Origin of the sequence: Pseudonocardia sp. C8, assembly GCF_014267175.1 — a bacterium.
Classification (GTDB): Bacteria; Actinomycetota; Actinomycetes; order Mycobacteriales; family Pseudonocardiaceae; genus Pseudonocardia.
The window spans coordinates 42405-66700 of the sequence record NZ_JACMTR010000001.1 but is presented as its reverse complement, the minus strand read 5'-3'; the positions used below and the strand labels follow the sequence as shown (position 1 = coordinate 66700).

Annotated in this window: 22 protein-coding genes; 9 read left to right on the top strand and 13 right to left on the bottom strand. The window is 69.3% G+C overall.

Annotation, left to right across the window (positions count from 1 at the left end; translation table 11 throughout):
• Positions 1 to 139 precede the first annotated feature (139 nt).
• On the bottom strand, positions 140 to 625 hold the full coding sequence (locus H7X46_RS00355) for a hypothetical protein (protein WP_186357490.1): 486 nt from the start codon (positions 623 to 625) through the stop codon (positions 140 to 142).
• A gap of 628 nt (positions 626 to 1253) precedes the next feature.
• Between H7X46_RS00355 and H7X46_RS00350 the strand changes: the two genes are divergently transcribed.
• Together H7X46_RS00350 and H7X46_RS00345 are read left to right on the top strand one after the other, a co-directional pair.
• Positions 1254 to 1658 carry a transcriptional regulator gene (locus H7X46_RS00350; RefSeq protein WP_186357489.1) on the top strand — a complete coding sequence of 135 codons (405 nt, stop codon included), beginning with the start codon at positions 1254 to 1256 and terminating at the stop codon, positions 1656 to 1658.
• 722 nt (positions 1659 to 2380) lie between these two features.
• Positions 2381 to 2863, top strand: coding sequence for a hypothetical protein (locus H7X46_RS00345; RefSeq protein WP_186357488.1), 483 nt, complete (start codon positions 2381 to 2383; stop codon positions 2861 to 2863).
• Between the two features lie 52 nt (positions 2864 to 2915).
• Here the strand turns inward: H7X46_RS00345 and H7X46_RS00340 are convergent, their stop codons facing one another.
• The gene (locus tag H7X46_RS00340) at positions 2916 to 4184 is read right to left on the bottom strand and encodes an amidohydrolase family protein (RefSeq protein ID WP_222131139.1); all 1269 of its coding nucleotides are present in this window, start codon (positions 4182 to 4184) and stop codon (positions 2916 to 2918) included.
• A 155-nt stretch (positions 4185 to 4339) separates the two neighbouring features.
• On the opposite strand from H7X46_RS00340, the gene H7X46_RS00335 reads away from it, so the two are divergent.
• The 4 genes from H7X46_RS00335 (at position 4340) to istB (ending at position 10121) form a co-directional block, all read left to right on the top strand.
• Positions 4340 to 4834, top strand: coding sequence for an ImmA/IrrE family metallo-endopeptidase (locus tag H7X46_RS00335; RefSeq protein WP_186357487.1), 495 nt, complete (start codon positions 4340 to 4342; stop codon positions 4832 to 4834).
• Between the two features lie 192 nt (positions 4835 to 5026).
• The gene (locus tag H7X46_RS00330; protein WP_222131138.1) at positions 5027 to 6082 is read left to right on the top strand and encodes an MAB_1171c family putative transporter; all 1056 of its coding nucleotides are present in this window, start codon (positions 5027 to 5029) and stop codon (positions 6080 to 6082) included.
• A 1670-nt stretch (positions 6083 to 7752) separates the two neighbouring features.
• Positions 7753 to 9327: an IS21 family transposase gene (gene istA, locus H7X46_RS00325; protein ID WP_186357485.1), complete on the top strand. Its 1575-nt coding sequence runs from the start codon at positions 7753 to 7755 to the stop codon at positions 9325 to 9327.
• On the top strand, positions 9324 to 10121 hold the full coding sequence (istB, locus tag H7X46_RS00320) for an IS21-like element helper ATPase IstB (protein WP_186357484.1): 798 nt from the start codon (positions 9324 to 9326) through the stop codon (positions 10119 to 10121). Before istA (H7X46_RS00325) ends, istB begins: the two co-directional genes overlap by 4 nt.
• Before the next feature lie 130 nt (positions 10122 to 10251).
• On the opposite strand, the gene H7X46_RS00315 is transcribed toward istB, so the two are convergent.
• Positions 10252 to 10656 (bottom strand): Lsr2 family protein, encoded by a 405-nt coding sequence (locus H7X46_RS00315; protein ID WP_186357483.1) that lies wholly within the window; start codon positions 10654 to 10656, stop codon positions 10252 to 10254.
• Between the two features lie 510 nt (positions 10657 to 11166).
• Here H7X46_RS00315 and H7X46_RS00310 point away from each other — a divergent pair.
• Positions 11167 to 12039: a thermonuclease family protein gene (locus H7X46_RS00310; protein WP_186357482.1), complete on the top strand. Its 873-nt coding sequence runs from the start codon at positions 11167 to 11169 to the stop codon at positions 12037 to 12039.
• 567 nt (positions 12040 to 12606) lie between these two features.
• Here the strand turns inward: H7X46_RS00310 and H7X46_RS00305 are convergent.
• From H7X46_RS00305 to H7X46_RS00290, 4 genes are all read right to left on the bottom strand, one after another.
• A complete protein-coding gene (locus H7X46_RS00305; RefSeq protein WP_186357481.1) occupies positions 12607 to 12993 on the bottom strand; it encodes a hypothetical protein in 387 nt (128 codons plus the stop codon).
• 78 nt (positions 12994 to 13071) lie between these two features.
• Positions 13072 to 14133 (bottom strand): site-specific integrase, encoded by a 1062-nt coding sequence (locus H7X46_RS00300; RefSeq protein WP_186357480.1) that lies wholly within the window; start codon positions 14131 to 14133, stop codon positions 13072 to 13074.
• A gap of 298 nt (positions 14134 to 14431) precedes the next feature.
• Complete coding sequence (locus H7X46_RS00295) at positions 14432 to 14821, bottom strand: type II toxin-antitoxin system VapC family toxin (RefSeq protein WP_186357479.1); 390 nt, start codon at positions 14819 to 14821, stop codon at positions 14432 to 14434.
• A gap of 47 nt (positions 14822 to 14868) precedes the next feature.
• Positions 14869 to 15156, bottom strand: a complete 288-nt coding sequence (locus tag H7X46_RS00290) for an AbrB/MazE/SpoVT family DNA-binding domain-containing protein (protein ID WP_186357478.1) — start codon at positions 15154 to 15156, stop codon at positions 14869 to 14871.
• 237 nt (positions 15157 to 15393) lie between these two features.
• On the opposite strand from H7X46_RS00290, the gene H7X46_RS00285 reads away from it, so the two are divergent.
• Complete coding sequence (locus H7X46_RS00285) at positions 15394 to 15969, top strand: hypothetical protein (protein WP_186357477.1); 576 nt, start codon at positions 15394 to 15396, stop codon at positions 15967 to 15969.
• A gap of 391 nt (positions 15970 to 16360) precedes the next feature.
• On the opposite strand, the gene H7X46_RS00280 is transcribed toward H7X46_RS00285, so the two are convergent.
• Positions 16361 to 16573 carry a hypothetical protein gene (locus H7X46_RS00280; RefSeq protein WP_186357476.1) on the bottom strand — a complete coding sequence of 71 codons (213 nt, stop codon included), beginning with the start codon at positions 16571 to 16573 and terminating at the stop codon, positions 16361 to 16363.
• Between the two features lie 32 nt (positions 16574 to 16605).
• Between H7X46_RS00280 and H7X46_RS00275 the strand changes: the two genes are divergently transcribed.
• The gene (locus H7X46_RS00275) at positions 16606 to 16806 is read left to right on the top strand and encodes a hypothetical protein (RefSeq protein ID WP_186357475.1); all 201 of its coding nucleotides are present in this window, start codon (positions 16606 to 16608) and stop codon (positions 16804 to 16806) included.
• A gap of 279 nt (positions 16807 to 17085) precedes the next feature.
• Here H7X46_RS00275 and H7X46_RS00270 read toward each other — a convergent pair whose 3' ends face one another.
• The 5 genes from H7X46_RS00270 to H7X46_RS00250 all read right to left on the bottom strand — a co-directional run bounded on the left by H7X46_RS00270 (position 17086) and on the right by H7X46_RS00250 (position 24290).
• Positions 17086 to 17925 carry an ATP-binding protein gene (locus tag H7X46_RS00270; RefSeq protein ID WP_186357474.1) on the bottom strand — a complete coding sequence of 280 codons (840 nt, stop codon included), beginning with the start codon at positions 17923 to 17925 and terminating at the stop codon, positions 17086 to 17088.
• Positions 17922 to 19538: an IS21 family transposase gene (gene istA / locus H7X46_RS00265; RefSeq protein WP_186357473.1), complete on the bottom strand. Its 1617-nt coding sequence runs from the start codon at positions 19536 to 19538 to the stop codon at positions 17922 to 17924. Before istA (H7X46_RS00265) ends, H7X46_RS00270 begins: the two co-directional genes overlap by 4 nt.
• A gap of 1767 nt (positions 19539 to 21305) precedes the next feature.
• Complete coding sequence (locus H7X46_RS00260; protein ID WP_222131137.1) at positions 21306 to 22592, bottom strand: cytochrome P450; 1287 nt, start codon at positions 22590 to 22592, stop codon at positions 21306 to 21308.
• Positions 22593 to 22746: 154 nt separating this feature from the next.
• Complete coding sequence (locus H7X46_RS00255; protein WP_186357472.1) at positions 22747 to 24057, bottom strand: NAD(P)/FAD-dependent oxidoreductase; 1311 nt, start codon at positions 24055 to 24057, stop codon at positions 22747 to 22749.
• On the bottom strand, positions 24054 to 24290 hold the full coding sequence (locus H7X46_RS00250) for a ferredoxin (protein ID WP_186357471.1): 237 nt from the start codon (positions 24288 to 24290) through the stop codon (positions 24054 to 24056). The genes H7X46_RS00255 and H7X46_RS00250 overlap by 4 nt, the downstream gene beginning before the upstream one ends.
• Positions 24291 to 24296: the final 6 nt, after the last annotated feature.

Here is a 24296-nt window from a genome sequence, read left to right as displayed (position 1 = left end):
CCGCGTCGGGGCGGGCAGTCGAACTGTCCGATGACGGCGCGGCAGGGGCGGACATCCATGCAAGGCTGGCGCTGTCCGGTGTCCACGGTGTCTGGTTGGAGGACTCGGGCCGGGTGTGGTTCGTCGACGTCATGAGCTGCTACCTCGCGGAGGACGGGTCGGGGACCAGGTGGGGGTCGACGACCAGCCGGCCGTCATCGTTGGCTCGGGTGATCGGCACGGTCATCCGGACCCAGCTCGACCCACCGGCGACCCAGGCCGGGTCGGCCGGCGGGGGAGCGCTCGACGGGCCGAGCAGCCCGGCCGGTGCGGGAACATCACCCTGGGCCGTCGTAGTGGGGTCAGGCGATGGGCAGGCGCGCGCATAGGGCGTGACTCGCACGACGACCTCGACGAACACCACCACATCCGAGCGCCGGTAGATCCGGTTCGGCTGCGGTGAATCGGCGCGCTGCCTGCCCTCGCCCGACCACCCCCAGGTGCTGGCCTGGGGGTCAGCAAGTAGAGGCCGGAGCACCTCTGAGCGGCGGGTGGGCTGATCCTCGTCGAAGGACTGGAAGTCCGCGGCGAACCGCCCTGCGAACGCGGTCGCCTCCAGATCAGAGATTGGCTCCAGTGACCGCACCGAGCGTGTGAACGACTCCTCGGCCCCGGAGTAGCGAGCGAGCCCACTGCGCGGCTGACGACTGCCGGACCCGTTCCCAGTCGACGTCGGTGGGTCGTTGTCCGGGGCATGGTCCGGGAAGCCGGCGGCCAAGCGCACCTGCGGCGCGGCGAGCTCGGCGTCCGCAGCGCCCGGGCCGGGCGCTGCTGCAGCGTCGACCGACCGCTCAGGGGGCGGCTCCGTGTCGCTGCCCTCAGTGGGCGCCTCCGGCGCGCTCGCGGGTTCGGCCTCTTCAGGCTCGGGCTTCGGGGTCCGCGGCGGTACCGCCGTGGCGTGGGTGTACAGCGCAGGCCCGGCAGCGCCCTCGTCGTCGCGGTGCTGGGCAGCCGCACCGCCATCCCGCAGCGGGCTCGCCTCCCGCGCCGGCGGCCGGAACGGTACGAACCGAGGGGATGCCGGCGCAGGTGGCGCCGGTTCGTCGGTCTGCGTCGGGGCCGCGGCGGCGGGGGCTGAGGTACCCAGGCCGGGTGCGGTCCTCCACTGTGGCGCGGGGCGAGTGCGCGCCTTAGGCATCGGTCCGGTCCGTTCCTCGTCGCGGCCCCGGTCGCAGACCCGGGGTCTTGAAGAGGCTGACGTCGAGCCCCGCACGTTGGTCGACAAGCTCGACCACCTCGCTCGCACGGTCCACCCCGAGGGTCGCGGTCCCTACACACTTGACGAAACCGTGGCCGGCATCCGCGCGCTCGGCGGCTCGGTCTCGCGAGCCAACCTCAACGCGCTGCGCCTCGGGCGCGGGACGAACCCGTCCAAATCCACGCTGGAGGCCATCGCTCGCTTCTACCGAGTCTCGCCGGCCTATCTCCTCGACGACAGCCCGTACGACGAGATCACGGCAGAGGAGCACGAGCTGTTGTTGATCGTGCGCCAGGGCCAGCTCCACGGGCTGGTCCGTGCCATCGGCCGTCTGCAGCCCGAAACCCGGCAAGCGCTGGAGCGCGTTGTCGCTGACCTGCACGCCATGCACACCACCGAACATCCCGATCACGAGACCTGACCCTGGGACGCTCGTAGTTGTGCCTCCAAGGCCAGGTGCGACGCGAGCGCCGACCGCAGCGCTGCTGTCGCGGTTGCGAGCGGCTGCTCTGCACGTGTGCTGACTCCCTCGGCGAAGCTGACGTCACCGGCCGCTGTAGTCCTGACCGTCTGAAGAGCCGTGATCGCCGCGGCAGCAGCGGCCGTCAAGTCGCGCTCCAGCTGAGCTACTAGTTCGTCGGGGGCGCAGTCGAGCGCGCCGCGCAGTTGGCGCCGTGTCGCGACCCATTCGTCGTGGTGACGCGCCTGCTCGCGGCCGAGCAATACCCCTACCGAGGGCTCCAGGGGCGACTCGCCAGAGGGAAGGGGCGGTTCACAGGTGTGCGCCAGGCTCCCGGCTGGCTCCGACGTGGCCGCCCCTGGATGTCGTCTGCCGGTGGGACGCACAGTCGCCTCCTCCCGAGTCGTCGCGTCTGCTGCAGGCGTCGCGGCTGTCGGCGGCGCCTGGGTTGTGCGGTGAGGGTTGTACCAGCCAGCGTTAGCTGGTGTAAATAGCGACGGCCATGCGATCAACGACAGCATATACTGATAGATGATCGCAAATAGAGTGCCTGCGCCTACGCTCCGCTGTCGCCGTTCATAACAGCAGCGGTAGTCGTCTATCGCTAGCTACTCGGGAGCCTGTAGGCTACGGCGCCGGGCAGCCCACGCGGGATCGTGCCCGGCGCCTTGGGGGAGGACTATGTGTCTGAGCTGAGTGAGAAGATCGACGCACTGATCGTCGCTGCTGGTCGTCCGAGCTACGATTCCATTGCCAGGGAGATCAAGGCTGCCGGTGGGCCGACGATCTCGGCGCCGTATCTGTGGCAGTTGCGGACGGGGGCTCGGACCAACCCGACGTTCCAGCATCTTCAGGCGCTGGCGACGTACTTCTCGGGCAAGCTGAATGTCCCGATCACGCTGAGCTACTTCGAAGCAAGCACCCCTGTTGACCAGCCGTGGCGCGACGCCGAGGACGCGAACCGGCTGGAAACGCTCGAGCGTCAGCTGGCCGAGGAACGTGAGATGAGCGCGAAGCTCGCGGATCGCGGTGTCCGTCATTTCGCTGGACGGTACGGATCGATGAGCCCGGAGATGCAGAAGAAGATCCTCGCCATTGCCGACACGCTCGCGGAGACCGACGAGGCGGAGTCATCCACAGAACGAGATGCCAACTCCAACAGCTAGTCGGAGAACCGTGCCCGGACGCCGCCACCGTCGGTGGGTCTGCCCGCCGCGCTCAGCAGCACCCCGGCAGGTCGGCACGACGGGACGAAGGATCGACAGGATGCGGATGATGCAGACGTCCCCCGGCAACGACGCACTGCACGGCGCGCAGTGCTTCCAGGTCGGCAAGCGGGTCACCGTCGACGACAAGGAGGTCGGCGGTGCAGCCCTGAGCGACGCGGCCGACGTCGCTTTCGCGGCCGAGTGCCGCACTGCCACGAGTCGTGGCCAGGGCAAGGGCTTCGCTCGGGGACCAGCCGGCGGCGACGTAGAGGCCCAGGGCTTCAACCAGATCGTCGTACTTGCCGTTGCCTACTCCAGCGTCGGTACCGGCGATCAACGCGATCCCACGCGACCGCATCCATGCCAGACGTTTCATGAGGCCGTCAAGCCCGGCCTCGGGCGGCCAGCTGCGCCAGTTCCGGAATCGAGTGGGGCAGACAGCGATACCTCGGTCCGCGATGAGGTCGGCGATGTCCTCGCGCGGCTCGTAGCAGCGCGGCTCGGCGGTCGGACCGGTCAGCCACCCACCGTGCTCGATCGTGTCGACGCCGGCCTCGGCGCACAGCGCCATCGTGTCCGTGCCGTGTGCGTGGGCCGCAACTCGGAGTCCACGACCGTGTGCAGTCTCCACCGCTGCGCGCAGTTCCTCGAGGCTGAACTGGCTCTCCCACACGGGAGCTGCCAGGGGTGTCAGCCGGCCGCCGCCGGCCATGAGCTTGATCAGATCGGCTCCGCGATCGGCCTGCTCGTGTACCGCAGCACGCACCGCCGATACGCCGGAAACCTCGCCACCAAGAAACCAGCAATGGCCCTGTGGCGAGGTAAGAGGAGCGTAGGCACTCAGCACCCGAGGCCCGACCGCCGTGCCGGCAGCGACCTGATCGCGGAACTCTCCGACGAGGCCGTCGCGGTCGCCCAGGTCGCGAACCGTGGTGACGCCCGCATCCAGCAGCGTGCGAGCGTGCGCGGCGATGGTGCCGCGAACTGTGGCGTGATCGCCACGGCGCAACGCGGCGACCGGGTCGGCGGTGGCCTCGAACGCCAGATGCACGTGTGCGTTGATCAGGCCTGGGAGAACCGTGGCGGCCGGAAACTCCAGCCGACGGGTGCCCTGATGCCGCTCCGCCATCGCCGCCTCGGGGCCCACGTCGCCGATCCGTCCATCACTGGTGACAAGGACGGCGCCCCGGGGCAGAACCGGCTGGTCGGGCGCCACGATCACCTGGCCGGCTGTCAGCAGGAACGGCTCGCACGGTTCGGGCGTTGCGGCATCTCGCACGACGCGAGACGGTACCGATCGTCGGTCCAGGTGGCGCAACCCCCGACGGCTACAACGAGTAACGAATGATCCGCCGGACGGGGGTACCAGTGAGGAGTCAGAAGCCTAATCGGGCGCTGCGAGCAGCCTGCCGCAATCTGCTCCAAAGCCTTCAGGTGACACCTCCGCTCGCCGTGATGGACCTTGTTGGACCGATCGGCAATTTGCGGGGGCGACCCATCAGGCTGGTTGAGCATCCGCTCACCGAGGGCCTGGCAGTGAGTTTCTCGCTGCCCGAGGTCGATGTGATCGCCTGGCGTGAGCACACATCGCCGTGGCATCGGGACCACTCGCTCGCTCATGAACTGGGCCACGTGCTGTGCGGCCACCTCGACGGGGACGATCCTGATTACGGGGGATACGACAGTAGCGAGGCTGAAGACATCGCCCGGATCGTGGCTACCTTCGGGGGTGGTGCTCAGGCCAACGGGCATGGCATTCGCCGCCGCTTGTGCTACGACGACCCTCAAGAGCACGCGGTTGAATTCATCGCCACTACATTCCTCGAATGGGCGATCGTTCCCGGTCGTGCGCCAACGCATCTGTCCGGGGAACTCGGCGCATCGAACACGATTTACCGAACGCTGTCGTACCACCGTGGCTGGATGTGACTTATCTTGTACCTGATCGCAGCGGGCCCAGAGATTACCAGCGGTCTAATGGGTACGGTTACCAGTCAATTCATCGCGTGGGCGGGGGCCGGAGTGGTCCTCGTTCTACTGAGCCGCGTATTGCACGACCGCGCATTCCAGTACCTTACGGCCTGCCTCGTCGCCTTCGCTCTCAACCGACTCCTCAGCGGCATGTCAGAGAAGCCCGACGTGTTCGTGCTTGTGCTCAACCTGCTGACCGTCACGTCCGCCCTGTGTAAGATTTGCTTCTTCCGGCTGACGCTTCACGGAGTAGCGGGCGCGCGGAATCCGCGTTTGCATCGCGAGTACCTCGGTGCGGCGACTGTCGCCGCCATCGCTGTCGTAGCCTGGTTGCTTGTTCCTACCGAGGCGCAGGGCGGTGACCTGACGAGTCCCAGCTATGCGCACAATGACGCTGCATTCACCTTCGTCATCGTGCTCATCGGCTACTATGCGATCGTCGCGGCGCGGGTTATCAACTGGACTCGCCAGCTGATTGCGTCCTGGATTCGGCACCGACGCTCCGCGCCAGCAATTCCGCACGAAGCCCCTACTCGGCGGCCGGCGCCTGCGCAGATCGCGTTCTACATCGGAATAGTCATCATCGGTGTCGGCGAGGTAGTGCGGTTCGTCTCGGACATATTCAAGCTCACGAGCGAGGTTCTTGCCCGCTTCGTTCCAGAGTATGTACCGGCCCTCACAGCTCTGAAGCCGCTCATCACGACCGGCGTGCGCTTCGGGCACACGTCGTTCTACATCGGCGCTCTCCTGCCGCTCGTCGTGGGAGCGATCACCGCACTCGGCATCGCTGTTCGGCAGGCGCGAAACTCCCGGCGAGTCACCCCCTTGTGGGAGGCAATCACTGCAGAGTTTCCTGACCTGGCCTACCGTGGAACCCGTGGGGTTGGCGGTCGCTTTTATCGGCGTGAACTGGAAATCCGCGACGGCCTTGTTCTCCTGGAGCGCTACTTTGACCCTGCGGTGGCCGAGTACGCGAGACAGCAGAACGGCGGCAACGACGCCGACGAGGCAGTCGTGGCTGTTGCGTTGATTCGAGGCGCGCTACGCGCCAAGCGTGCCGGCAATCCGGTAGACGATCCGCATCCCATCCCCATTAGTCGAGCCGAGACCCGCTCTCGTGACGTCGCTTGGTTGCTGCGGGTCGCAGATGCGTTCGCGGTCGCTGAAAAAGCTGAAGGCAACTTCGTGACAGCGGGAACGTCATAAAGAACTCGGCGACAGCCAGTAGGAGTGTGATCGCTGTAGCTGTCACGCGGCCGACCATGTCCGCCGCGAGGGTGGCAACAAAGGGGTCGACGACGTCGTGGCACCTGGCTCGGGGCCGGGTGATGGCCTTCGCCGGGGCGTAACAACCCCCGCCGGACCTGGTGTCCGGCGGGGGTCGCCGTTGCCCGGCCGGAATCGTGGTTCGTGACTACCCGGTGCTCGGCCGAGCACGTCGGGGGATAGCCGGTTAGCGCAACGCGACCATTCGGTGTCCACCGCGGAGTTGGACCCGCCGATCACCGTGTCGTAGTCGACCCGCCCGTTGATCTCGACCTCGGCGGGCACGGGGTCGCCCTCGGAGAGGGTGGCGACGTCCCCGCGCAGCACGAGTGTGGTCGAGTAATTCCCATCGTTTCGGCCTGCGCCGGACCACTCCGGGCCGGGCGCGGTCTGCATAGCCCGCTGTTCATCGACCTGAACCTGGTGAGGTGGGCGCTGGCCGAGCTAGGCCCCTGTCAGACCGGGATCCGGCTGCCGCGCGTGCCGCCCGACGAGTGTGACCACGGGGATGTCCGGGGCCGCGCTGCGCCCGGCTGGGGTGCTCGGCTGGCCCACCGGTCCCGCTCAGGCCGTCTCAGCAAGCTCGCGTCGGCTGACCGGGTAACCCTGCCCACCCCGGTCGGTGCAAGATCATCGCGCCACCCGGTCGGTTGTTGTAGGCCGCATCCACCTCGGAGGCCAGAAGCTGTTGGAGGTGTCGGACACCGTCGGATCGCTGGTCCCGGTGACGACGTGACACGGTCGCGCAGCGCAGCGAGGGACGACCCGGGTTTTCGGCGTCGGGGAGCGTGGTAGGCGATCGCCACGGTCGTGCGGCGACCCGGGGCGTCACGCGGTCGAGATGGGCCGGGTTGAGCATGGCAGCCCGGCCCACCGCGCCCGGGCGGACCGAGCGCCGGAGCCAGCTCGACAGGGCCGACCGCGCCGGCTCCGCAGCGGTGGTCACGACGCCAGGTCTCGCTACTCAGGCCCCGGCAGTCGAGCTGCCCGCGGGCGAGCATGTGCCGCAAACTTTGCTCAGCGCCGTTACCGGCCCACGTCGATGACGTAGCGGATATTCGCACTGCGATTTGCACCCCGCCTTTGCGAGGAAGCCCCGCGCGATCGTGTCCGTGCCCGCCCCACGTGCCTCGACCTGCGTCACACCGAACTCTGTGCTGTGCTCGTCGACGGACGATGCAGATCAGCAGCGCCACGACGCCGCTCGGCGACGTGGTCACGACGGGGCCGGCGTTGAGTGACCTACGTCGATGCGTCGCCACGTCGACTCGCACCGCCAGACCGTTGCCGGTGAGTCCGCCGCCGACCTCGGTTTGCCGCGGGTAGCTCGGCGTCTACATGGGTCATCACGACACGCGTTCCACTCCCGGCCTCGATGCCGTCGAGGTCGACGTCACTCACTTGGCGGGATCACTCGGATGGCCTCGATCAGGGCTACCAAAGCTGGCGTCGCAGTGCCAGTTGCACTGCCGAACAAGGGTGACAGCGGCCAGTCCAGACTCCCCGTAGGCGGCCACTTACCGCCCCGGTGATGGCCGGCGTTCTCCCCGCTGGTGGCCAGATATCTCCCCGGTGATCCAGAGCAGGTGACCGGCGGCGAGGGTCTGCCGGTGAAGCGGAGCGAGGAGATCGTGGAGATTCTGGAGGCCTACGACCTCACGGGCAGTTACCGTGCGGCGGCCGAGCTGGCCGGGTGTGACCACCACACCGTGGCCCGATACGTGGCGCTGCGGGCGGCCGGGGAGCCGGTGGTGGCGCGCGAGCATCGGGCCCGACCGATCGACGCCTATCTGGCCAAGATCGAGGAGCTGGTGGCCCGCTCGAACGGGCGGGTCCGCGCGGATGTGGTGCATGAGCGGATCACCGCGATGGGCTTCACCGGCGGGGGACGCACCACCCGCCGCGCGGTGGCGGAGGCGAAGGCCCGGCTGCGGGCCGGGCGGCGGCGGGTGCTGCGCCCGTGGGTGCCCGAGCCGGGCCTGTGGTTGCAGTGGGACTGGGCCGAGGGCCCGCGGATCCGCGGGCGGCGGACGAACCTGTGGTGCGCCTGGCTGGCCTGGTCGCGGTTCCGGGTGGTGCTCGCGGTCTGGGACCGCACCCTGCCCACGATCGTGGCCTGCCTGGACACCACTCTGCGCCGCGTCGGCGGGGTCCCGACCTACGCGTTGACCGACAACGAGCGCACCGTCTCGGTCGACCACGTCGCCGGAGTCGCGGTGCGGAACCCGGAGATCGTGCACGTCGCCCGCCACTACGGGATGACCATCCGCACCTGTGTGCCGGCCGACCCGCAGTCCAAGGGCGGCAGCGAGGCCACGGTGCGGATCTCCAAGGCCGACCTGGTCCCCACCGAGGTCAACCTCGCCGCGGAGTATCGCCTGTTCGGCCAGCTCGAGGCCGCCTGCCGAGACTGGTGCGAGAAGGTCAATACCCGCCCGCACCGCGAGACGAGGCGGCCACCGGCCGAGATGCTCGCGGAGGAACGGCTGCGGCTGCATCCGCTGCCCTCGCAGCCGTTCACGGTCGCGTTCGGCACCACCCGGCGGGTCAACTGGGATGCCACGGTCTCGGTTGAGGGGGTCCGCTACTCGGTGCCGCACGAGCTGGTCGACACCCGGGTCTGGGTCCGCTTCCACGGCGACGACCTCATCGTCACCGCAGTCCGCGACGGCAGCGACGGCACTGCGGGGGCGGTCGAGGTCGCCCGGCACGGACGTTCGACCCCGGGCAGCCCGGTCATCGACGACGCCCACTACCCGCCGCGCAGCGCCGCCGCGAACTCCCACGGCGAACGCATCCCGCGTGCGACCAGCGCGGCGGAGGCGGCGTTCCTCGCTCTCGGTCCGGGCGCGGCGGCCTGGCTGGTCGAGGCCGCCGCCGCGGGGGCCCGCGGGGTCCGCCGGAAGATGACCGAGGCGGTCGCGCTGGCCAAGCTGCACCCACCCGGCCAGGTCGACCAAGCGCTGGGGACCGCGGCGATCGCGGGACGGTTCGCCGAGAACGACCTGATGCGCATCCTCGCCCACCAAGCAGGCGAGACCGTCGCCAAGCCCGCCACGCAGGCCAGCGAGACCCACAGCCTGCAACCCGGGACCGCGGCCTGGTCCGGCTTCGGCGTCCACCCCGACCCGGAGCCAGAACCGGAGCCCGCCGCTGGGCAGGAACCGACAGGAGAGTCCGCATGACCGCCGCGACGCAGCCGACGGGAGTCCCTGGCTCGGCCGGTGATCCCCTGGCCGAGGCGGTCGAGCTCACCAAGCGGCTCAAGCTCCCGCACATCCGCCGTCACCTGCTCGAGCTCGTCCCGACCGCGCGGGCGCAGCGGTGGGACCACGCCGAGCTGGTCCGGGTCCTGCTCGCCGAGGAGGCGGCCGGCCGCGACGCGACGAATCTACGCACCCGCCGCGCCCGGGCCGGGTTCCCCGCGGGGAAGACTCTGCAGGACTGGGACGCCGCCGCCTCGACCATCCCGCGCCCGACCCAAGACGCACTCACCAGCTTGGAGTGGGTCGGACGACGGGAGAACCTCTGCGTCTGCGGCCCCTCAGGCACCGGGAAGAGCCACTTCTGCGAGGCCCTCGGCCAGGCCGCGGTCGAGGCCGGGATGACCGTCGCCTGGTTCACCATCGAGGACCTCGGCGCGTTCGTCCGCCGCCACCGCGCCGACGACTCGATCACCCGCGCGCTGGCCCGGCTGATCCGCACCGACCTGATCATCATCGACGACATCGGGCTGCTCCCGGTCAGCCCTGACGCCGCGGAAGGGTTCTACCGGCTCGTCGACGCCGCCTACGAACGCCGCTCCCTGGCCGTCTCCAGCAACCTGCACCCCTCGGGGTTCGACGAGATCATGCCCAAGACCCTCGCCACCGCGACCGTCGACCGGCTGCTGCACCACGCCCACATCGTCGTCACCCAAGGCGACAGCTACCGCCTCGCCCAGGCCACCTCCGGCAAGGGGGTGAGCCCCTTGACCTGACCACCGGACTCGACCCGAGGCGGGAGATAACTGGCCGCCGTCGGGGAGAACCAACTGGCCACCAGTGGGGAGAACTGCTGGCCGCCAACGGGGAATTCACTCTGGCCGTTGACACAAGGGCCCTGGGATGTCAGCCGCTGAACTGCACTGCGGTGCCCCGCTGTGCTGCGGTGGGCTTGTTCGCGGCGTCGTAGGCGGCAACGATCTCGGCCGAGATGCGCCCGCGCTCGGAGACGGCGTAGCCGTTCTGGCGGGCCCACGCCCGGACGGCCTGGCTGCGCTGGCGGATCGCCGTACTCGTCGTGCCCGGGTCGCTGGCGCGGGATGCCCGGCGAGCTCGGTGGCCCGAGCCAGGGCGGGTGGAGGTGCTGCGGGCAGCCATCACGAAGGGCGCCAGCGCGTCGCGCAGTGCGCTCGCGTTGCCAGACGACAGGTCGATTTCGTACTGCGTGCCATCGATCCCGAACAGAATCGTCTCCTCGGCCTGGTCGCCGGTGAGGTCGTCGACGAGACGAACGGTCTGAACCTGTGCCACGGGATCTCTTTCGTCGCATGCGGGGGGTACCTCAAGGCTACCGACTGAGACGCCGTGCGCCATTGCCCCGGGCCGGTACCGAGGAAAGACGTCCGTGAACATGCAGATGATGGTGTGCCCCTTACGGGGACTTCCGCCGGCGAAGAATGAGTGCGCCCTGCCGGGAGCAAATCACCGGCCCGGTCGGCGAGGCAGGCCACGCCGTCGCCTGCGCGGCCGCCGACCCGGCCACCGACCCGGCCAGCGACCCGGCCAGCGACCCGGCCAGCGACACTGCAGAGCAGGCGAGTCACCCCCAACTATCCCGGCGTCGAGCGCCTGACCCTGACGATCACGCGGACGCCGTCACACACCACGCCACGGGCCTTGACCGGGAACGGTCGCGCGCTTGGCCAAGTCCCGCAGGCGGCGATCAACAGTTGTGACGACGCACACGAGCTCACGGTTCTCTACGTTGGTCGCGGCTGACCCGCACGAACCTGGCGCTCGGACGCGGAAGACGGTGCCCCCATGGCTGAGATCGCGTTCGGTTTCCGGCCCGTCACCCGGCGGGTCTACGACGCGCCCCTGCTGCGCGGTATCGACGGCGACACGGTCAACATTGACCAGTCGGTGCGGATGGTCTCGATCGATACCCCCGAGACCCATGTCGGTGGCAGCGCGCCGACCGCACAGGCGACCTTGGATCGGTGCCGGCAGCGGCTCGCCGACGGCGTCTACGACGCGATCGAGCCGGGCCTGCGCGCGCATCTGCTCGACCGGCTCACCCCGGACGCGGCGGCCCGACACCTGAGTGCCGGGGCCCGGGCCGGGCAGGAGTTCGCCCGGATGCGCGCCGAACGCCTGGTCGTCGACCCGGCCACCGGTGTGGGGAAGGTCGGGATCGTGGTGACCGGTGAGGTCATCGAGGAGAACGGGCGGCTGCTGGCCTATGTCACCCCATGGCTCACGGCGCCGCTTCCTGCGCCGGATGACCCGCGGCGGCGGACGTTCAACCTGCAGCTGGTCGAAACCGGCTGGGCGGTGCTGTTCCCGATCTACCCGTCGCTGCCGCGCGACGCGGACCTCGCCCGCGCCGTCCACGCCGCCGAGTCCGCGTGGGAGAACAAGCTCGGCGCGTGGGCCGAGTTCGGCGCGGATCTGCTGCTCGGCTACGAGTACCGCGCCTGTATCAAGCTCGGCGCCGCCGACCGGCCGAACGAGGCCCCGGTCCCGCCGGGCGCGCGGATTGATCAAGCCTTCCGGCGGGTCTGTATCGACGTCCGTACCCGGACGATCCTCGGGCGCTTCGGCTACCACCAGATCGAACCGCCGTACCGGCTCTGGGTCTGGCAGGACGACCTCGACGACGCCCGCAAAGTCCTGCAGCTCGTCGAGCCCTGAGCCGGGCCGAAGTGTCGAGCAGCGGTGGTTCGTCGGCGCCCACTCCGGCGCCGGTGGCGGAGAGCGATCGCGCGAGCGCGCCCCGCTCGGCGCTCGCCCACGAGTGGATCGCGGACGAGGCCCAAGAGGCGGGTCCGGGTGTCCACGCAGCGTCGACGCGGCTCACCTGCGACGAGCCGGGGTCCGGAGGAAAGTGGCGCGGCGAGGGAATGCGGCCTGGACGGCCGGGGGTCGGAGCCGAGCTCGACGGGTCCCGCCGCGCCGCGAGCCTGCCCAAAGTGTGCTCGCAGGTGAGCCGCTACTCCCGGCGACGAGCTGTACCGCGCACGGGGCGTGTTGTCCCGACTCGGCTCGCCGCGATGAGACAAAACCATGGATTGGGCGGTCATTGCGGTCACTGGCTGGCCGCCACGTGGATCCGTGTTCCACTCGGCGCCGGTGTCTCAAGGTCGGTCACAACCTCACCGTCGAGCCGGAGCGTGCCCCGCTCCAGGTGCTCGACGAGTCGCCCTTCGGGCACACCGCTGGCGAGCGCGCGGCTACGAACGGTCGGGGCGGGGTCGTCCGTCACGGAACCAGTCCTTCCTCTGCTTCGGTGTGGGCAGCAGCCCAGCGAAGCGCTTTCGCATGTAACTCCCTGGCCTCCCGGCCGAGCGCCAGCGGCTTCGGCTGGGTGTACGGCCGAGCAGAGCGGGCCGCCTGCTCGTTTCTGCGTCTCTCGTCCCGCACTGCCTGGTCACGCGGCAACATCCGCCGCGGTGCGTCGAGCCGGTCGACGTGCTGCTCGCAGGCGAACGACAACCAGACCTCTTGTCGACGCTCGGTGGCAAACATGACCAGCCCGGCGTACGTCGCACCCCCGGTGCAGCGGCTCGGGGGCCCTCCGGACCCGCTGACCATCGCCCCGCACCCGGAGCCGCCGGCATAGAACGGCTCGCGCCGTTGCTGGTTCATGTCGACCCCCTCCCCGGGCGAGACCAGCGGTCAGATCGCCCGGCCAGCCGAGAGAATCGTACAACTGTTCGAGGCTGCTTACAGTCCCAGGTCAGTCGCGGCGTTCTTGTCCCAGGCCGTGGCGACCCGCACGTATCCGCCGACAGAGGCCAGGGACCGATGCCGGGTCTGCGCAGCGATCTCCCGATCCGAGGCTCCGCGGAGATGAGCCCAGGTGACGAAACCCGCGCGCAGCGAGTGCGGGCTGTAGTTCGGCTTCTTCGGGAGCTGGTCGAGCCCGGCAGCCGACACGAGCGCGGTGATCCGCCGGTGCACTGAGGCCCGATGCAGACCGCCCGGAGTGGCCCGGTTCCCCGTGGAGACGCGTCGCAGCACCGGCCCGTCGGTGACGCCGGCCAGCTCGAGCCAGGTGTCAAGAGCCCTCACCGGACACGCCTCGGGATGCGTGGCGTAGGGCAGGATCACGAGCTCGGCCTGATCGCCACGCTGATTGGTCTTCGACCGCGGGACGACCAGAGTTCGGCCCCGGTCATGCGGCAGCACATCGTCCACGGTGAGGGCACACAGCTCCGAGCAGCGCAGCGCCGAGAAGAACCCGATCAGCAGCAGGGCACGGTCCCGAGCACCGGCCAGATCCGGCTCGTCCGGGCGGGTTCGGAAGCTACGGGTGGTCGCGGTCGCGGCGACCAGGTCGAACAGGTGCGGCGGCATCAGCGGGTCGGCCTGATCCGGTGGGGCGCCGTGCTTGCGGCGGATCCCTTCCCACACTGCCGCGACCCGGGCCGGGCTGGTCGGATCGGGCAGGTCCCCCAGGCCGTGAAAGAACCGGATCGCGGCCATGCGCCGGCTCATGGTCGAGACCTTCGCCCCCGCGCGGGCCAACGTCGTCAGGTAACCGGACACCGCGGCCGGGGGAGCGGGCAGCTGCCGGTGACCCTCGCGGGTGCACCAGTCACCGAACTCCGCCCAGTCCGACCGGTACGCCGCTACCGTCGCCGGCGCCTTGGAAGCTCCCACATAGGCCGCCTCGTCGTCCGGCAGCGGCCCGTCGCCCGCGCCGACGTCGAGCAGTCCGTTCTCGCCCGGAGCGAGCGGCGCGACGCCACCAGTGGCACGCGCAACGGCAGGGCTGTCGGTCACGGTCTCCGACGCTAGTCCGTCGCACCGACCGGACCCGGGATCTACACGGCTGCCGTCACGTTGCCACGATTCAGGACCGCCCACGACAGTCGGTGAGGCGTGTGCTTCCGACGTCACGCAGAGGATTTGTACAAGTTGGACGGTCGGGCGCCGGAGCGCAGCTCAACAGGTCCCGACCGCACCAGGAGAATATCCGCGTCCGCCACGAGGCGGGGCACACTCTGAGGTTTCCGCACGAGCCTATGCGGCGCTCGTTCCTCATCCATCGCCGTCTGCGGCCAGTTCGTGGGTTCATGCTCTACCGGACGGGTACGACACTCACGCCGACGTCGAGCGCGGTCCACGCTTTGTCGGCGGTGACGGCGGGGGCGTCCAGCCGGGCGGCCAGAGCCAGGCAACACCGGTCGCCGAGTGACAGGCCGGCGGGGCGGGTGGCCGGCCAGAGCCGGGAGGCGGCGAGCGCGTCGGCGGTATCAAAGGGTCGGACGCCGACGCCGAGGCTGCGCAGCTGGCGGATGGTGCGGTCGGCGTCGACGCCGTGCTGGGCGAGCTTCTGGTGGACCTCGGAGAGGTTCACCGCCGAGATCACCGCGGCGTCGAGGTAGTCGGTGACCACCGCGGCGCCCGGTTCGTCGCGCAGCCAGGCCAGCACCGCGGACGCATCGAGCACCGCGGACGCTTCGCGCACCGCCGGACGGTCACCGCCGGCCGCGGGCGTATCGGGGGTCGGGTGGCTCACTGCTGCTGGTCCTCGGCGGCGGCTTCGGCTCGCCGGTCGGCGATCAGCTCGTCCGCGGCGGAGGTGTCGGCGGACCCGGTCCAGGACTCGGCCACTTCGCGTCGGATCCGGGCCATCAGCTGCTCCCGACTCTCCATCACCACACGCCCGTCCTCCACCGACAACACCAGCGTCGACCCAGGGGTCAGGCGGAGATCCCGACGGACCTGCGCAGGGATCAGCACTCGGCCGTCCCGATTGACGACTACCTCCGCATGTTCGGACTCTCCCACATCATCCGGCATGGTGAGAGACTACCCGCAGTTCGGCCCATAGGTCTGTCAGATTGCTCCTCAGATGGCGGATAGTGTCGCTCTCTAGCAGGTACGAGCTACGCAACATAAGTGTGCTTCTGTTGCGTAGCACGACCACGCCGACAGGCCGGTAGTCGCGCGTTACACGGTTACTGCCAATCCCGGGAACGCAGTGTTAGACTCGTACCAGTCGGTGCCGGGTACGCCACCGTAGGTTGGAGACTCGTCATGGCCCTCGTCGTGCGCATCGGCTCCTACAAGGCCCTCGACGTGCCGGACGCGCTGGGCCGGAACTGGCACGGCTGGTTCCCCCGCATGACCGAGACCGAGGCCTACGAAGCCGGCCGCGGGGCCTGGAAGCTCGGCCCCCGCGCCGACACCGAGACCTTCGCCCTCGTCGTCGCCGGCACCGGCGACCCCCACCGCACCGTCCTGGCCGTGATCGAGATCGACGCCCTCACCGGGCCCGCCCCGGACGGGCGTCGCAGCTTCACCGGCCGAGTCCTCGAACCCGGCCATCCCGTCCGCGACACCTACCTCGGCCGCCCCGCCCCCCTCGAAACCGTCTCCCGCAACCCCGTCGGCTACGTCGACCTGCCCGAAGAAGAGCCCTACCGGATCCGAGCCTGCGCCTGCGGCTGCGGCACCCAGACCCGCCGCGACTTCGCCCCCGGCCACGACCAGAAGGCCATCCACGACCGCATCCGGCGCCACTTTGACGGCTCTACCGTGGAGTTCCTGCACTGGATCGACCAGCACGGCCCTGGAGCCGAGGCTGCCGCAGGCGAACTTCCATCTGCCTGACTGGGTCCCCGTGCCGGCCTCGAAGTGCGTGTTGCCGAACTCGCGCCAGCGGCCTGAGTCCGTCCACTAGCGGTCTCGGTCCCTCGTGGCGATCTCCCCCGTCGGGCGACAGCTTCGACGTGGCCATGACCGCCCAGGGGTGCCCTCGGCACGAGGCCGTATCGCGGAGCTTCGGAGCGCTCGGCGCAGCTTTGGCGGCAGGGCTAGATGGGTGGGGATATATGACCGAGCTTCCGGCGGATCCTCAACTTTGATGAAACGACCGAGGGGGCGCCGACAAGTAGGGACGCGACGAGCGCGGCTCCTGCCGCGGCGCGTTTCATGCGCGGCCACTCGCGCCCGCACCAGCGGGCGTTACGCCCGGGAAGCGCGGCGGCAGTCCCCAGCCGGGTCATCGTGTGCTGGCCCTCGAAAGCAGGCCGTCCCGCTGGAGCCCCTCGTAGCAGTAGCGGCGGATCAGTTCGGACCGGTCGCGGCCCTGCCGGGCGCCGGCGGTGTCCAGGAGATCACGGGACGACTCCACGGTGCGGAAGCTGACCGGGACCCCGGCCCGGCCGCCCGGGGCGCGCGACCCGGGCGGCTTACGGCGGCCCTTCGCCGTCATCGCCTGCCCCGCAGTGACGTACGCTCCCCGGCATGTCGTCCCCCGAGGTGGAACGCCGGCTCAGGCAGCAGGGCGCCGACGTTGACTCCCTGTACGAGATCAGCGCCCGCATCGAGGGCAAGGTCGACGCTCTGGATGCGAAGCTCGATCAGGTCGCGGAGAGCACAGCAGCCCGGTTCGACTCGCTGGAGCAGACCCTCGCCCGGATCGCAGAGCGACTCGACCGCGGCTGACCGGGCCGGTCTCGTCTCGGGTGTCATCCGGCCGGCCCCTCGGCCGCTGTGAGCGGCGACCGGCCAGGACGGGGGGTCGATGGACCGCCGGCACGGCTGTACGGCCTCCGAGCGTCCCAGCGGGCCTGAGTGCGCGGTCGCGGGGTCGTCGGCCGGAGCACCTTCGGTGACAAAGGTGTCGCGTGCCAGCAAGAAGGGACCACCGGTCTGCCACGAGCTAGGGACCACGTCGGCGGTCGCGGGCCGTGTGATGCAGGGTGGCCGTGGCGGGTCGGGAGGTCAACTCTGCTCGGCGGTTTCGTCGGCCGCGGAGCGGCCGGCGGGGACGGGTTTCTGGCGTTGCCGGTAGCTCTCGCCCTCGACGACGAGCTCGTAGGCGGCCGACTGGAGCCGGTCGATGGCGGACTGGGCCAGCAGCGGATCGGCCATCATGGTGACCATCTCGCTGGGGTCGCGGTTGCTGGTGGTGATCGTCGAGGCGTGCCGGTGGCGTTCGACGACGAGTTCGTAGAAGTCGCTGGTGTCGGTGCTCCCGAGCGGGTGCAGGGCGAAGTCGTCGAGGATGAGCAGCTCGACGCGGTGCAGCTTGCGCAGCTCGTCGTCGTGGGTGCCGTCCAGGCGGGCCGCGCGCAGGCGTTTGAACAGCTTGTCGGCGCGCTCGAAGTGCACCGAGTAGCGGCGGCGGACCGCGGCGTGCCCGAGCGCGGTGGCCAGGAACGTCTTCCCGACCCCGACCGGGCCCATGATCAGCGCGTTGTGGGCGTCGGTGAGGAAGCGCAGCGAGCACAGCTCCGACCACAGCTGTCGGTCGAAGGCGACCGGGCTGGTGTCGTCCCAGGCTTCGAGCACCATGTTCGGGTCGAGCCCGGCGCGCGCGGCGCGCAGAGTGGTGGCCTGGCGGTCACGGCGGCCGACCTCGTCGGCGAGCAGCATCTCCAGGAAGTCGTGGTGGGCCAGATGCTGGGTGCGGGCCAGGGCGAGGCGCTCCGGGAGGGTGTCGAGCAGGCGGCCGAGCTTGAGCCGGCGCATCAACTCCTTGAGCTCGGCCGAGACCTCCACCCGTTGTGGCGCCCCGCTGCCGGCGGCGCGGGTGGCTGGCTTCGGGGTTCGGCTGGTCATGAGGGCCGCCGGCTGCTGGAGTTGGTGCTGAACTCGTCGGCGTCGCGGACGAACCGGCCCGCGGCCGGCACCACCGAACCGGTCGCGCCCGCATCGCCGGTGGCCGCTGGGCCGGCCCCCTCGCGGTGCTGGTCGTCGCCTTGCTGGTGGTGGAGTCCGCGGGCGAGCATGCGCTCGATGAGCCCGACGTTGATCACCTCGACCTCCAGCGCCCGAGCGCAGGCCGTGTCCAGATCCTGAGCGCCGTGGCGGCGGGCCAGCCCGAGCAGCCGGTAGACCTGCCGCATCTTCGTCCAGGGCAGCGGGTGCTCGAGCACCGCGGCGGCGAAGGCGCCGACGTTCGGCCCGTAGGTCTCGGCCCGGCGGGCGAGCCCGTCCAGATCACGCAGCGCGTAGGCGGACACCTCGGTGGGCAGATCGGCCGGGTCGGTGTGCCGCCGTCCCGGTGCTTGGCGGGGATGGACCTTGAGCAGCTGCCCGCGGTGGTAGAGCTTGACCGTGTTCGCGTCCGCGCGGGCCAGAATCCGCTGCCCGATCAGCTCGCCGGGCACCGAATAGAGCCCGCGGGCCACCTCGACGTGGCGGTCCCGGGCGACCTTGGGGCGAGTGAAGCTCGGGACCGCGAACGGCGCGCTCGGCGCCGGGCCCAGCAGCGGGGCCTCCTCGGCGGCGAACACCTCCCCGGGACGCGCCCGGGTGCTGCCGTGGATCCTCCTGCCGGCCACGTGGGTACACCAGTGGACGGCGCGTGCCCGGCAGTCGGCCAGGTCGACGAACTGTTCGCCGGCGAAGAAGTTGCCGCGCACGTACTGCACCGCCCGCTCGACACGGGGCTTGTCCTGCGGGTGTCGCACCCGGGTCGGGTCGATCGCGAACCCGCGGTGCTGGGCGTACTCCCGGAACGCGTCGTTGAACCGCGGGAACAGCGCATCCGCACGATCCACTACCGGGGCCAGGTTGTCCGGGATGACCACGGCGAACACTCCACCGAAGAACGCCCACGCGGCGTCGAACCCGGCGATCACCTCGTCCTGGGTCTGTCGGTGGGCGGGGAACACGAACAGGTGCCGCGAGTAGACCGCAGTGAAGATCAACCCGTGGGTCACTCGCCGGTTGCCGCGGGCCGGGTCCGGGATCAGCCCGAGCCGTCCGAAGTCGACCTGCACCTCCACGCCCGGCTCGCCGTCGACCACCGGGACGGTCGCGCGACGGCGACCGAATCCCAGCTCGGCGACCGCGAAGCGGTGCAGCGTGCGATACGGCACCGTCACCCCGCGGCGTTCGAGCAGCACGTGCACCTTGACCAAGCTCAGCCCGTCGCCCAGCCAGCCGGCGATCCGTTCTCGCTCACCGGCGATGATCTCCCAGGAGGTTCCGGTGCCCCGCGGTCGCGCCGGGCGCACGGCGGCCACCACCGTCCCGAGCAGCTCGTCGGTGAGTTGGCCCGGCCCGCCGTCGCGGTCGAGTCCGGCGGCCTTGCCGGCCTCGACGTAGCGGCGGACCGTCTTGCGGTCCACCCCGGCCAGCGTGGTCACCGCCCGCAGCGACTGGCCGTCCAGCCATAGCCGCAGGATCTCCTTGACTTCGATCACGGACACCTCCCGGTAGCTCATGCGGTCGACCACAGCGGCCGCACGACCTACCGGAGGGGAGCCACGCCGAGGTGGTCCCATCACTGGCAAACAGGTGGTCCCATGCTCGTGGCAGAACTACGCCTCAGCCGGTCCCATGATCGTGGCAAGCGACAACAAAGGGCGTCTCGGCAACCAACGCGCAGAGTTGAAATGTTCTCCGTCCGTCTCAGTGGCAGTGAGCTTTGGTGGCACGTCCAAGCTCAGCGGCGGGGCGGCGTGATGGCCATAGTCGACCGGCAGCCGGATCGGCGGTCGCATGCCACACCCGGACACGCACGCCTGAGCTCAGCGCCCACCGATGTCGGTGTAGGAGTGAGGCCGACGGCGCGCTCGGCAAGCGTGCCCGGCGCCGGAGCCGGGAGCGGCATGCGGTCGGCCGCGGCCAGTGGTCCGAGGTCGAGGCCGGTCAGCTCGGCGATCCTGGCGACCGGCACCTGGAAGGTCCGGAACGGTCCCAGCGGCGGCGGCTCGCCCTCGGCCCGCAGCTCGCCCAGCTGGGGGTCTGGTCGAGCAGGTAGCCGGTGGTGCCTGGGCGCCGACAGGTGATCGAAGAGTGGGCTCTGGGCTCGACCCGGGCCGAGCGCCCGCGCGGGATAGGCACCGACGAAGCCGCATTGGACCCGCTACAGCGGAAGTGACGGGGCACCCGCCCCGTCCGGCCAAGTCCGCGGACACTCCGAAGTCCGAAGGTGACGTCCCCAGTAGTGGTGTAATCCCGGGCTCGGTAACGGGCGGAGCCTCGTGTAGGACGGCCGGCCACCGCGTGACGCTTCTTGAAGCCCTGGACACAGAGCATCGCGTTCCGTGCTGGTCGATCGCCAACCGATCAGTCTGACAAGCTCCACAGTAAGACTCGGTGTGGCAAGATGTCCGACCTGGTGAGCACCATTGTCCGGATCACGTGCTGTGGTCGAAGCTGGGTCGGGCCGGACCGCGCGCACTGCTGTCGCCGCCATGGCGGCTGTGGGCACGTGTTCGACGACCCCGACCTGTGGGATGCCCACCGCGCCAACGGAGTGTGCCGGGACCCGCGCCAGCTGAGTCTGGCTCAGACCAAGAACGGGATCTGGCGCCGCAGCTGATACCTCGAGACCCTGCCTCCTTGTCGCGGTGGCATAGTCGCTGCCGGCCGACACCGGCCGCGGCCCTCGCACGCCAGCCGGCCGGCCGCGATCGTTCAGAGCAGGCTCAGTGCGGCGTGGACCACGGAGTCGGCGTCCAGGCTGTGGTGGGCGTAGACCGAGTTGAGGTCGCCGGACTGGCCGAACCGGGTGACGCCCAGATGGATTGCCGGAACCTGGTTGATCCCGGCCAGGAACGCGAGCGTGTGGGCGATGCCCGTCGAGCAGGGTCACCAACGGCGCGGTCCGCCAGGACGGGAACGCCGAGTCCAGGATCCACGGCTCGGCCTGCGGTGCAGCGGGCCGCCCGGCCCGGGCCTCACGGCGTCGAACAGCAGCCCCGGACTCTGGTGACGCAGACGACGTCCACGGCGTGCACGAGCGCGGCGAGCCGGTCGCAGGTACGCCGAGCATCCGTCCGGACCGCACTTCCGACCTGTCCTGCTATCGGCTGGGCTGTCGCGTCAGTCAGCTGAATCGCGAGATCGCCGCGTTGACCGGTCCTGGGTTCGCAACGGGTCCTGCTCAGCTGAACCCCACCCCAGCGCTTCTGAGCCAGTGCCGCAGAGATCGGACACTCCCCCGCGATTTGGTGGCGTCGCGGATAATGGCCCTGGCTTTGCTCTTACGGTCTGTCAGGGGCGAGAAGCTGATCGAAGGCGATTGGCAGCCGATCTGGGCCGCGGAGGGCGGCGTTGGCTCGATAGGGCGGTGGATCCATCACTAGGCGGGGATTCTCGAGCCTGCGGGCGACCGCGCTCAGGGCAATCTGGGCCTCGGCTCGGGCCAAGGTGGCGCCGATGCAGTAATGGATGCCGCCGCCGAAAGCGAGGTGTGCGTTGTTCGGTCGCTCGGGCCAGAAGAAGTCGGGTTCGGTGAACCGGTCAGGATCGCGATTACCCGCCGCAAGTAGCAGGCTCACGCGGTCGCCTTGCGGAATGGTGACGCCTGCGATCTCGATATCGGCCAACGTGCTACGCCCGGACATCTGGACCGGTGGGTCGTAACGCAGCACCTCCTCGACGAGTGAGGTGGCCAAGGCGGGGTTGTCGCGCAACCGCTCAAGGACCTCGGGGTGACGCATCAGCGCCAGGGTGCCATTCGCGATCAGATTGACCGTGGTCTCGTGACCAGCGATAAGCAACAACGCAAGCGTGGCGCCCACGTCTACCAGCTCCATCGACCCAGCGGGGTCGCCGCCGGCGAGCAGACCGGACAGCAGGTCGTCACCGGGATGCGCCATGCGCTTCTGGATCAGATCCACCAGGTAGTCGCGGAACTCCATCGCGGTCGCCTGCATCTCATGCTGCTCGTCATCAGTGAGGGACTCGATGGGGTCGAGGCTCCGGGTCAGGATGCGGGCAAACTCTCGGAAGCTCGGCTCATCCTCCTGAGGCACGCCCAAGATCTCGCAGATGATGGTGACCGGTAGCGGATACGCAAGGTCGGCCACGATGTCGAGCTGGCCTGCTTCCTGGGTGGCATGAACATCGAGGGAGCGCTGAACCAGGTCATCGATGTGGTCACGCATCCCCATGGTTCGTGGCACGAATTGATGCATCACCAAGCGGCGGAGCCGGTCATGGTCTGGTGGGTCCTGGCGCTGGAAATCCTGGCGGATGAATGGAACGGTACGGGGCGTGCCATCCGTTCTCGGCGGTTGGCTGCTCGCCGCATCTTCGAGGCGTCGGTCGGCGCTGATGCGGGGGTCACGGAGTAACCGGGTGATCTCACGATGGGTGCTGACTACCCACGCGTGCTCGTCGATCTGCGTCACCGGCTGATCGCGGAGACGGGCGTAGAATGGGTATGGATCGGGACGATTCGCAGCATCGAGGATCTGGGCGAAAACGTTCGTGGCGTTAATTGATGCAGGGTTTGCCATGGAACCCGTCATCGCGCGACCGATCATTGCTCCTCCGCAATAAATGATAGTCAAAGTGCCTGAGAATTGGTCGGGGTTTGCGCGGGTCGTCGAGCACGGCGACGGCGACCTCCCGACCAGCAGGGTGGTTAACTGGGCCCCGCCCAGCGGTGGCGACGGCTGCAGAGCGGCGGTGGCCGCGTCAGCTGTACTCGGGGAAACCCGCCTCAACAACATGGGGCTGTGGGGGGCCATCGGGAGCATTGAGCACCGGTGGGAACGACGTCCGAGCCTCGATCAATGAGGCGTAGCCGTCGAGCACGCGGGGGGAATTGATCGCTACAGCCCCCACCAACCGGCCGTGGCGGCCGTACGCTGCGACGAAGCATCGCGCGTCGAGGGTCCCTTGTGCGATCACGACTTGGTCGGCCAGGTTCGGAAGCCCGATGGATTTGATATTCAGTCCAAACTGGTCAGACCAGAATGCGGGCAGCGATTGATGGGCCCGGCGAGCCGCGGGTGAGCATAGCATGTTGTGGGCTGCGATCGCCGCCTGATCGACCGCGTTACTCCAGTGCTCGATTGAGATCAGCTCGCCGGTGTAGAGCGGGTGCGGCCAACGGGCGATGTCCCCGGCGGCGAACAGGTCATCGGTGATCACGCCTTCGGCATCGAAGACGCGGCAGGCCGCGTCGCAGACCACCCCGCGGTGGTCGGCGGCGAGCCCGGCACCATCCAGCCATTCGATATTGCGTATCGAACCGAGCGCTACAACGGCCACATCGACCTCCAGCACGTGGCCGTCGGACAGAGTGGCCCGACATAGCCGGCCTGATTGGTCCCCCTCTAACCGTGTGGCGGTCGTGTGGAGCCGCAGATCGACCCCGGCCTCGCGCATCTGCTCGGCGACAAATCCTCCGACGACACTTCCGACTGCGCTGATCAGTGGGGCACCGCTGCGTTGAATTAGCGTGACGGACAGCCCAAGCTCCTTGCACGAGGATGCGACCTCACAGCCGATGAAGCCACCGCCGATGACCAGCACCCGTCGCGGCCCGGCTGCCAGCTCAGCGCGTAGCCGGTGGGCGTCGTCACGGCCTCGCAAGACGTGCACGCCGGTCAATGAGTTCTCGACTTGCTGCGGCCAGGGCCGCGCACGGGTTCCCGTGGCCATCAACATCCGATCGAACCCGATTCGACGCCCGTCGGCGAGGAGAACCTCGCGCCGCGGCACGTCCAGTCCGGCGGCCCGGGTACCAAGTAACCACCGCGCATCGAGGTCACGGGATTGCGGCAGCCAGATCTGGTCGGTGGTCAGCCATCCGGACAGCACCGCTTTCGACAACGGTGGCCGGTCGTAGGGCTCGTCGGGCTCGTCTCCGATCAACGTCAGCTCACCGTCAAAGCCGTTGTCGCGCAGCACCTCCGCGGCACGAAGCCCAGCGAGCGAGGCACCGACCACTACCACTCGTCTTGAGGGCGCGGAGACTGCTGAACAGTATGCGGGAGTCATGACCGGCCCTCCCCCTGCCTGGCGGGCGCGACAGCATGCTCGCCCACTCGATCGCTCCTGATCGCCTGAACGGGACAGGCCGCAACCGCACGCTGCACGTCCTCGCGGTTCGTCTCGTCGGGCACATGGTCGTACTCGAGTGATTCCTCGCCGCGGAATCGGAACACCTCCGGTGCCGCAAAGACGCACTGACCATAGCTCTGACAGCGATTTAGATCGACGACAAGTCTCATTTATAC

Excerpts from the sequence above, each read along its gene's own strand:
- H7X46_RS00305 (WP_186357481.1), bottom strand. The coding sequence starts at position 12,993 with ATGAACCAGCAACGGCGCGAGCCGTTCTATGCCGGCGGCTCCGGGTGC.
- H7X46_RS00275 (WP_186357475.1), top strand. The coding sequence starts at position 16,606 with ATGTCGTCCCCCGAGGTGGAACGCCGGCTCAGGCAGCAGGGCGCCGAC.
- H7X46_RS00255 (WP_186357472.1), bottom strand. The coding sequence starts at position 24,057 with ATGACTCCCGCATACTGTTCAGCAGTCTCCGCGCCCTCAAGACGAGTG.
- H7X46_RS00310 (WP_186357482.1), top strand. The coding sequence starts at position 11,167 with ATGGCTGAGATCGCGTTCGGTTTCCGGCCCGTCACCCGGCGGGTCTAC.
- H7X46_RS00280 (WP_186357476.1), bottom strand. The coding sequence starts at position 16,573 with ATGACGGCGAAGGGCCGCCGTAAGCCGCCCGGGTCGCGCGCCCCGGGC.
- istA (WP_186357473.1), bottom strand. The coding sequence starts at position 19,538 with ATGAGCTACCGGGAGGTGTCCGTGATCGAAGTCAAGGAGATCCTGCGG.
- H7X46_RS00330 (WP_222131138.1), top strand. The coding sequence starts at position 5,027 with ATGTCAGAGAAGCCCGACGTGTTCGTGCTTGTGCTCAACCTGCTGACC.
- H7X46_RS00260 (WP_222131137.1), bottom strand. The coding sequence starts at position 22,592 with ATGATCGGTCGCGCGATGACGGGTTCCATGGCAAACCCTGCATCAATT.
- istB (WP_186357484.1), top strand. The coding sequence starts at position 9,324 with ATGACCGCCGCGACGCAGCCGACGGGAGTCCCTGGCTCGGCCGGTGAT.
- H7X46_RS00285 (WP_186357477.1), top strand. The coding sequence starts at position 15,394 with ATGGCCCTCGTCGTGCGCATCGGCTCCTACAAGGCCCTCGACGTGCCG.
- H7X46_RS00250 (WP_186357471.1), bottom strand. The coding sequence starts at position 24,290 with ATGAGACTTGTCGTCGATCTAAATCGCTGTCAGAGCTATGGTCAGTGC.
- H7X46_RS00290 (WP_186357478.1), bottom strand. The coding sequence starts at position 15,156 with ATGCCGGATGATGTGGGAGAGTCCGAACATGCGGAGGTAGTCGTCAAT.
- H7X46_RS00270 (WP_186357474.1), bottom strand. The coding sequence starts at position 17,925 with ATGACCAGCCGAACCCCGAAGCCAGCCACCCGCGCCGCCGGCAGCGGG.